Consider the following 6,953-nt stretch of genomic DNA (forward strand, 5'->3'; position numbering starts at 1 on the left):
CGTTTGAACGCCGCGATCCCGGCGCCAAGGACGTCGCGATCGACATCCTGTTCTGCGGCGTCTGCCATTCCGACCTCCACACCGCCCGCGCCGAGTGGGATGGCACGCTGTTCCCCTGCGTCCCCGGCCACGAGATCGTCGGCCGCGTCACCGCGGTCGGCAGCGAGGTCACGAACTTCAAGGTCGGCGACATCGCGGGCGTCGGCTGCATGGTCGACAGTTGCGGCCACTGCGCCTCGTGCAACGACGGCGAGGAGCAATATTGCGAGGGCACCGGCTTCGTCGGCACCTATAACGGTCCGGACCCCGTGCTCGGCGGCCACACCTTTGGCGGCTATTCCGATCATATCGTGGTGGACGAAGGCTTCGTGCTGAAGGTCGGCCATGACGAGAAGGATCTCGCCGCGGTCGCGCCGTTGCTGTGCGCCGGCATCACCACCTATTCGCCGCTCAAGCACTGGAAGGTCGGCCCCGGCCAGAAGGTCGGCATCGTCGGCCTCGGCGGGCTGGGTCACATGGGCGTGAAGATCGCCGCCGCAATGGGCGCGGAGGTCTATGTCTTCTCCACCTCGCCGAACAAGCGCGACGATGCCAAGCGGCTGGGCGCCAAGGAACTGATCGTGTCCAAGGACGCCGATCAGATGGCCGAGCATGCCAACAGCTTCGACTTCATCCTGAACACGGTCGCCGCCAGCCACGATCTCGACCAGTTCCTGGGCCTGCTCAAGCGCGACGGCACGATGACGCTGGTCGGCGTGCCCGAGACGCCGCACCCCTCGCCCTCGGTCGGCAACCTCGTCTTCCGCCGCCGCGCGCTTGCCGGCTCGCTGATCGGCGGCATCGCCGAGACGCAGGAGATGCTCGACTTCTGCCAGCGCCACGGCCTCACCGCGGATATCGAGATGATCGACATCCAGGATATCGAGACCGCCTATGACCGCATGCAGAAGAGCGACGTGAAGTACCGCTTCGTCATCGACATGCAGTCGCTGAAGAACGCCTGACGCCATTCCCCCCTCCCCTTCCCCGGGGAGGGGGGAACACCCTTCACCCGCCCGCTTCCAGCGCCTATACCGGCGGCAACGATGACCCCGACCCAGCCCCTCCTGCCGCCCGCCGACTGGCGCGACTTCCTCGCGCTCACCAAGCCGCGCGTGCTGACGCTGGTCGTCTTCACCGGCCTGTGCGGCCTGCTGGCAGCACCCATCATGCCCGATCTGGTGATCGGCTTCACCGCGATCCTGTGCATCGCGCTGGGCGCAGGCGCTGCCGGCACGCTCAACCAGTGGTACGAGGCGGACCTCGACGCCAAGATGCGCCGCACCGCGCAGCGTCCCCTGCCTGCCGGCCGCATGGATCGCCAGTCGGCGCTGCATTTCGGCGTCGGTCTCGGCGCCTTCTCGGTCATCCTGATGGGGTTGGCGGTGAACTATACCGCGGCGGCGATCCTGGTCGTCTCGATCCTGTTCTACGTCCTCATCTACACCGTCTGGCTGAAGCGGCGCACGCCGCAGAACATCGTCATCGGCGGCGCCGCCGGCGCCTTTCCGCCGCTGATCGGCTGGGCCGCCGCGACCGGCCAGGTCGCGCTGCTGCCCTTCCTGATGTTCCTGCTCGTCTTCTTGTGGACGCCGCCGCATTTCTGGGCGCTCGCGCTGTTCGTGAAGACCGATTACGCCAATGCCGGCGTCCCCATGCTCCCCGTCGTCGCTGGCGAGGTGGTGACCCGCCGCCAGATCGGCCTCTACACCATCCCCATGGCCGCCGCCGCCGTCCTCCCCTGGCCGCTGGGCCTGACCGGCGCGATCTACGGCGTGGTGGCCACCGCCGGCACCGCGCTGTTCGCCTGGTACGCTGCCGTCGTCGCCACCCGCCGAACCCGGGCGGACGATGCGATGAAGCCCGAAAAGCGGCTGTTCAAATATTCGATCCTCTACCTTTTCCTCCTTTTCGGCGCGCTGGTCGCCGACCGGTGGCTGGCATGACCCCTGACGATCCCGATCTGATCCGCAAGCGCCGGCAAGGCCGCTCGCTGGTCATGGCCCTGCTGCTCGGCGCGCTCGTCATCCTGATATTCTTCGTCACCCTGTCGAAGATCCGGTCGGGGATGCACTGATGCGCCTCACCCGTCAGGCGCGCACCGTCGTCTTCGCGGTGCTGGGCGTGGTGTTCATGACGGGCCTCGCCTGGGGCAGCGTGCCGCTCTATCGCCTGTTCTGCCAGGTCACCGGCTTCCAGGGTACCACGCAGCGCGGCGACGAGGCCCCCGGCGGCGTCAATCACAAGATTCGCGTCGATTTCGATGCCAATGTCAGTCCGCATCTGCCCTGGAGCTTCAAGCCGGAGAACCCCAGCGAGACGATCGATATCGGCGCGCGCGACATGGTGTTCTTCACCGCCACCAACCGTTCGGACAAGCCGGTCACCGGCACTGCGACCTTCAACGTCACCCCGATGCAGGCGGGGAAGTATTTCACCAAGATCCAGTGTTTCTGCTTCACGCAGCAGACGCTGAAACCGCGCGAAACCGTGCGCATGCCGGTGATCTTCTTCGTCGATCCGAAGATCCTGTCGGACCCGGATGCGCAGGGCGTGGAAACCATCACGCTCTCCTACACATTTTACCCGGTGGATTCGGCCGCGCGCACAAGCTAGCATCGCCACCAGAACAGAAGCGACGATACCGCTACAGACAGGGATTGAGGAACCATGGCCGGCGCCAAGAACCACGATTATCACATCCTCCCGCCCAGCCCCTGGCCGCTTGCGAGTTCCTTCTCGGCGCTGCTTATGGCGGCGGGCGCGATCATGTGGATGCACGAGGCGCCGGGCGGCGGCTGGGCGTTCCTGGCCGGCCTCGCCGCGGTGCTGTTCTGCATGGGCTCCTGGTGGGCCGACGTGGTGCGCGAGGCGCATGCCGGCGATCACACCCCCATCGTCCAGCTGCATTTCCGCTACGGCATGATCCTGTTCATCGCCTCCGAAGTGATGTTCTTCGTCGGCTGGTTCTGGGCGTTCTTCGATTTCTCGCTCTTTCCCACCGCGATGAGCTTCGTCGACGGGCAGGTGGAACGCGCGACCGAGGGGGCCGCCGCGATCGTGGCGCAGTGGCCGCCCCAGGGGCTGGAGGTGATCAACGCCTTCGAACTGCCGCTGCTCAACACGCTGATCCTGCTGACCAGCGGCACCACCGTCACCTGGGCGCACCATGCGCTGATCCACAATCAGCGCGGTGGCGAGAAGCGCGGCCTGTGGGGCCTGCTGGGCGTCGGCGACCGGGACGGCGTGCTGAAGGGCCTGTGGCTGACGATCGTGCTGGGCGTGATCTTCTCGTCGATCCAGGCCTATGAGTACATGCACGCGCCCTTCCCATTCAAGGGGATCAACTACGGCGCCGCCTTCTTCATGGCGACCGGCTTTCACGGCTTCCACGTCCTGGTCGGCACCATCTTCCTGATCGTCTGCCTGATCCGCGCCTATCGCGGCGACTTCACCCCGCGCCAGCATTTCGGGTTCGAGGCGGCGGCCTGGTACTGGCATTTCGTCGACGTCGTCTGGCTGTTCCTCTTCGTCACCGTCTATGTCTGGGGTGGCTGGGGCGCGCCGGTCCACGGTGGCTGACGATGTCGAACTGCCCGGCCCGTCTCTCGCGGCGGCCGGGCTGAAGGGTCTGTGCCCGCGCTGCGGCGCGCCCACGCTGTTCGCCGGCTGGGCGCGTTTCGCCGATCGCTGCAGCGCATGCGGGCTGGATTATGACCAGTTCAACGTCGGCGACGGCCCCGCCGCCTTCCTCACCCTGATCATCGGCACGGTCATCACCGCGCTGGCGATCGCGCTGGAACTGACCCTTCACCCGCCGCTCTGGCTGCATGTGCTGATCTGGGTGCCGGTCACCGCGGCGAGTGTCCTATACGCCCTGCGACTCGCCAAGGGTGCGCTGCTCGCCGCCGAATATCGCAACGCCGCCAAAGAGGGCCGCATCCGCCAGGACACCCCCTGATGCGCCGCGTGCCCGTCATCCCCACCCTCGTCGTCGGCGTGCTGATCGCGATCATGCTCGCGCTCGGCTTCTGGCAGCTTCTCGACCGTGCGCCGAAGAAGGAAGCCTTTCTCGCCCAACTGGCGCAGAACCCCACACGCCCCCCCGTCGCCTTCCCGCACGCGCCCGACGAGCGCCTGCTGTTTCGCCGCACCACCGCCCTATGCCAGCCGCCGGTCGCGATTCGCCGCGCCGGCGCGGGCGCGGCGGGCTTTCGCCTGATCGCCGAGTGCCGGGGCGGCATGCTCGTCCAGCTCGGCACCAGCCGCGATCCCCGCGCCGAGGTTCCGTGGCAGGGCGGCACCGTCGCCGGCTATATCAGCCACGCGCCCGATCACCGCTCGATGATCGAATCGCTGATGCGCCCCCGGCCCCAGCCGATGCTGCTGGTCCTGGACCAGCCGGTCGCCGGCCTGGCCCCCAATCCGCGCCCCAGCACCAATGCGGTGCCCAACAACCATGTCGCCTATGCGGTGCAATGGTTCCTGTTCGCGGTGGCCGCCGCAATCATCTATGCTTTGGCGCTGCGGCGGCGCAATCGACCGGTTGTGGAGCCTGCCCGCGCCCGCTAATCCGCCGGGTCATGCGTTATCACAGCACTCGCGGCACCGCCCCCATTCTCGATTTCCGCGGCGCTACGCTCGCCGGCCTCGCCTCGGACGGCGGACTCTACGTTCCGGAGGCGTGGCCGACGCTCTCGCCAGAGGCGATCCGCGACCTTGCCGGCTTGTCCTATGCCGAAACCGCGGTGCGCGTCATGCTGCCCTTTATCGGCGACGCGCTGACCGAAGACGAACTGCGTGACCTGTGCGAAGCCGCCTATGGCCGCTTTGCCCACGCCGCCGTCACCCCGCTCGTCCAGCTCGATCACGACCAATGGCTGCTGGAGCTGTTCCACGGCCCCACGCTCGCCTTCAAGGATGTCGCCCTGCAACTGCTCGGCCTCCTGTTCGAGCGGTTCCTCACCGGCACCGACAAGCATCTGACCATCGTCGGCGCGACCAGCGGCGACACCGGATCGGCCGCGATCGACGCGGTGGCGGGGCGTGAGAAGATCGACATCTTCATGCTCCACCCCGCCGGCCGCGTCACCGATATCCAGCGCCGCCAGATGACGACCGTGCTCGCCCCCAACGTCCACAACATCGCGATCGACGGCAATTTCGACGATGCACAGGCGCTGGTGAAGGCGATGTTCAACGACCGCGCCTTTGCCGATCGCTACAGCCTGTCCGCGGTCAACTCGATCAACTGGGCGCGGCTGATGGCGCAGGTGGTCTATTATTTCTACGCCGCCGTTCGCCTCGGCGCGCCCGAGCGTCAGGTCGCCTTCTCGGTCCCCACCGGCAATTTTGGCGACGTGTTCGCCGGCTATGTCGCGGCAAGGATGGGCCTGCCGGTCGCCAGGCTGATCGTCGCCACCAACGTCAACGACATTCTCCACCGCGCGCTGTCCGCCGGCGATTATTCCAAGGGCCAGGTGCAGGCCACGCCCACCCCGTCGATGGACATCCAGGTTTCCTCAAACTTCGAGCGGCTGCTCTACGATCTCGGCAACCGCGACGGCGCCGCGCTCGCGGCGCAGATGGCCGGGTTCGAGGGCACGGGCGCGATGCGGCTGACCAACACGCAAAGCCAGGGCGCCGCCGCGCTGTTCGGCAGCGACCGGGTCGATCTGGACGACATGACCCGCGCGATGCGCTGGGCCTCCGAGCGCGCCGGGCAGATCATCGACCCGCACACGGCTATCGCGCTTGCCGCCGCCCGTCGCCTGGACAACGACGTCCCCGTCGTCACGCTGGCCACCGCCCACCCCGCCAAGTTCACCGACGCGGTGGAACGCGCCACCGGCACCCGCCCGCCGCTCCCCAACCGCGTCGGCGACCTGTTCGAGCGCGAGGAACGCTACGAGTCGCTCCCCGGCACTTTTGACGCCGTCACCGGCTTCATCGCCGCGCACGCGCAGGCCTCGGCATGAAGCTCGACACGCTGATCGGCGAACCCTGGGCCGATTACGGCCTGGTCGATTCGGGGAACGGCAAGAAGCTGGAGCGTTACGGCCGCTTCCGCTTCATCCGCCCCGAACCGCAGGCGCTCTGGGCGCCCGCCACCGACGACTGGCGCGCCGCGGGCGAGTTCGTCCCCGGCTCGGACGAGGAAGGCGGCGGCCGCTGGATCCACCACGAACAGACCCCGCGCGAGGGCTGGCCGCTGCGCTGGAACGAGGTCAGCTTCACCGCGCAGACCACCGCCTTCCGCCACCTCGCCTTCTTCCCCGATATGGCCCCCGTCTGGGGCTGGATGCGCGAGCGGCTTGAAGGCGCCGAATCGCCGGAGTGCATGAACCTGTTCGGCTATACCGGCGTCGGCACGCTGGCGCTGTCGGCGGCGGGCGCGCGCATGGTGCATGTCGACGCCTCCAAGAAGTCGGTCGAGGCGGCACGGGGCAATGCGGTGCTCTCCGGCATGGCCGACGCGCCGATCCGCTGGATCGTCGACGATGCGGTGAAGTTCGTCGCGCGCGAGGTACGCCGCGGCCGCCGCTATGACGGCATCCTGCTCGATCCGCCCAAATATGGCCGCGGCCCGGACGGCGAGATCTGGCGGCTGGAGGAGGATCTGCCCGACCTGATCGCCGATTGCCGCCAGTTGATCGACGAGAATTCGCGCTTCCTGTTCCTCACCGTCTATGCGGTGCGCATGTCCGCGCTCGCCATCGGCGAGATGCTGCGACAGGCCTTTGCCGACCTGCCCGGCACGGTGGAAGCCGGCGAACTGGGCGTGCGCGAGGAAGCGCGCGGCCTCACTCTCCCCACCGCCATCTGGGCCCGCTGGAGCCGCTGACCGCTTTCCCTCTCCCACCGGGAGGGGGAGGGAGCGCCGAAGGCGCGGAAGGGTGAGGGCGCTCCCTCAC

Annotated in this window: 9 protein-coding genes; all 9 read left to right on the forward strand. The window is 67.8% G+C overall.

The annotated features are described in order from the left end of the window. Nucleotides 1–1,004: NAD(P)-dependent alcohol dehydrogenase (locus Q0U08_RS15925; protein WP_298092540.1), on the forward strand; the 1,004-nt coding region annotated here is incomplete at its 5' end. A gap of 81 nt (nucleotides 1,005–1,085) precedes the next feature. Beyond that, nucleotides 1,086–1,985, forward strand: a complete 900-nt coding sequence (locus Q0U08_RS15930) for a heme o synthase (RefSeq protein WP_298092541.1) — start codon at nucleotides 1,086–1,088, stop codon at nucleotides 1,983–1,985. Next, complete coding sequence (locus Q0U08_RS15935) at nucleotides 1,982–2,116, forward strand: hypothetical protein (RefSeq protein WP_298092542.1); 135 nt, start codon at nucleotides 1,982–1,984, stop codon at nucleotides 2,114–2,116. The genes Q0U08_RS15930 and Q0U08_RS15935 overlap by 4 nt, the downstream gene beginning before the upstream one ends. Next, the gene (locus Q0U08_RS15940) at nucleotides 2,116–2,655 is read left to right on the forward strand and encodes a cytochrome c oxidase assembly protein (protein ID WP_298092544.1); all 540 of its coding nucleotides are present in this window, start codon (nucleotides 2,116–2,118) and stop codon (nucleotides 2,653–2,655) included. Before Q0U08_RS15935 ends, Q0U08_RS15940 begins: the two co-directional genes overlap by 1 nt. Nucleotides 2,656–2,709: 54 nt before the next feature. Further along, the gene (locus Q0U08_RS15945; protein WP_298092545.1) at nucleotides 2,710–3,621 is read left to right on the forward strand and encodes a cytochrome c oxidase subunit 3; all 912 of its coding nucleotides are present in this window, start codon (nucleotides 2,710–2,712) and stop codon (nucleotides 3,619–3,621) included. Next, complete coding sequence (locus Q0U08_RS15950; RefSeq protein WP_298092546.1) at nucleotides 3,614–4,000, forward strand: DUF983 domain-containing protein; 387 nt, start codon at nucleotides 3,614–3,616, stop codon at nucleotides 3,998–4,000. Before Q0U08_RS15945 ends, Q0U08_RS15950 begins: the two co-directional genes overlap by 8 nt. Next, entirely contained in the window at nucleotides 4,000–4,611 is a 612-nt protein-coding gene (locus Q0U08_RS15955; RefSeq protein ID WP_298092547.1) for an SURF1 family cytochrome oxidase biogenesis protein, read from the forward strand. Before Q0U08_RS15950 ends, Q0U08_RS15955 begins: the two co-directional genes overlap by 1 nt. An 11-nt stretch (nucleotides 4,612–4,622) precedes the next feature. Further along, nucleotides 4,623–6,017, forward strand: a complete 1,395-nt coding sequence (gene thrC / locus Q0U08_RS15960) for a threonine synthase (protein ID WP_298092548.1) — start codon at nucleotides 4,623–4,625, stop codon at nucleotides 6,015–6,017. Beyond that, nucleotides 6,014–6,883, forward strand: coding sequence for a class I SAM-dependent methyltransferase (locus tag Q0U08_RS15965; protein ID WP_298092549.1), 870 nt, complete (start codon nucleotides 6,014–6,016; stop codon nucleotides 6,881–6,883). Before thrC ends, Q0U08_RS15965 begins: the two co-directional genes overlap by 4 nt. Nucleotides 6,884–6,953: the final 70 nt, after the last annotated feature.

The sequence above is a fragment of the uncultured Sphingomonas sp. genome (assembly GCF_946477935.1).
Lineage (GTDB): Bacteria > Pseudomonadota > Alphaproteobacteria > Sphingomonadales > Sphingomonadaceae > Sphingomonas.